Origin of the sequence: Citrobacter sp. wls711, assembly GCF_005281055.1 — a bacterium.
Classification (GTDB): domain Bacteria; phylum Pseudomonadota; class Gammaproteobacteria; order Enterobacterales; family Enterobacteriaceae; genus Citrobacter; species Citrobacter gillenii.
This window is the reverse complement of sequence record NZ_SZXC01000019.1, coordinates 1-1,129: the sequence shown is the minus strand read 5'-3', so window position 1 is coordinate 1,129 and position 1,129 is coordinate 1. Positions and strand designations below refer to the sequence as shown.

Below are 1,129 nucleotides of genomic sequence, written 5' to 3'. Positions count from 1 at the left end.
TGTTGTGAACTCGAAGAGTAGGGCGGGACACGTGGTATCCTGTCTGAATATGGGGGGACCATCCTCCAAGGCTAAATACTCCTGACTGACCGATAGTGAACCAGTACCGTGAGGGAAAGGCGAAAAGAACCCCGGCGAGGGGAGTGAAAAAGAACCTGAAACCGTGTACGTACAAGCAGTGGGAGCCTTGATTTATCAGGGTGACTGCGTACCTTTTGTATAATGGGTCAGCGACTTATATTCTGTAGCAAGGTTAACCGTATAGGGGAGCCGAAGGGAAACCGAGTCTTAACTGGGCGTTAAGTTGCAGGGTATAGACCCGAAACCCGGTGATCTAGCCATGGGCAGGTTGAAGGTTGGGTAACACTAACTGGAGGACCGAACCGACTAATGTTGAAAAATTAGCGGATGACTTGTGGCTGGGGGTGAAAGGCCAATCAAACCGGGAGATAGCTGGTTCTCCCCGAAAGCTATTTAGGTAGCGCCTCGTGAACTCATCTTCGGGGGTAGAGCACTGTTTCGGCTAGGGGGTCATCCCGACTTACCAACCCGATGCAAACTACGAATACCGAAGAATGTTATCACGGGAGACACACGGCGGGTGCTAACGTCCGTCGTGAAGAGGGAAACAACCCAGACCGCCAGCTAAGGTCCCAAAGTCACAGTTAAGTGGGAAACGATGTGGGAAGGCACAGACAGCCAGGATGTTGGCTTAGAAGCAGCCATCATTTAAAGAAAGCGTAATAGCTCACTGGTCGAGTCGGCCTGCGCGGAAGATGTAACGGGGCTAAACTGTGCACCGAAGCTGCGGCAGCGACACTATGTGTTGTTGGGTAGGGGAGCGTTCTGTAAGCCGTTGAAGGTGTCCTGTGAGGGGTGCTGGAGGTATCAGAAGTGCGAATGCTGACATAAGTAACGATAATGCGGGTGAAAAACCCGCACGCCGGAAGACCAAGGGTTCCTGTCCAACGTTAATCGGGGCAGGGTGAGTCGACCCCTAAGGCGAGGCCGAAAGGCGTAGTCGATGGGAAACAGGTTAATATTCCTGTACTTGGTGTTACTGCGAAGGGGGGACGGAGAAGGCTATGTTAGCCGGGCGACGGTTGTCCCGGTTTAAGCATGTAGGCGG

At 52.9% G+C, this 1,129-nt stretch carries 1 rRNA gene; it reads left to right on the top strand.

Going from position 1 to position 1,129, the window contains the following annotated elements:
* A 23S ribosomal RNA gene (locus FDW98_RS05675) occupies positions 1-1,129 on the top strand; the annotation flags it as partial.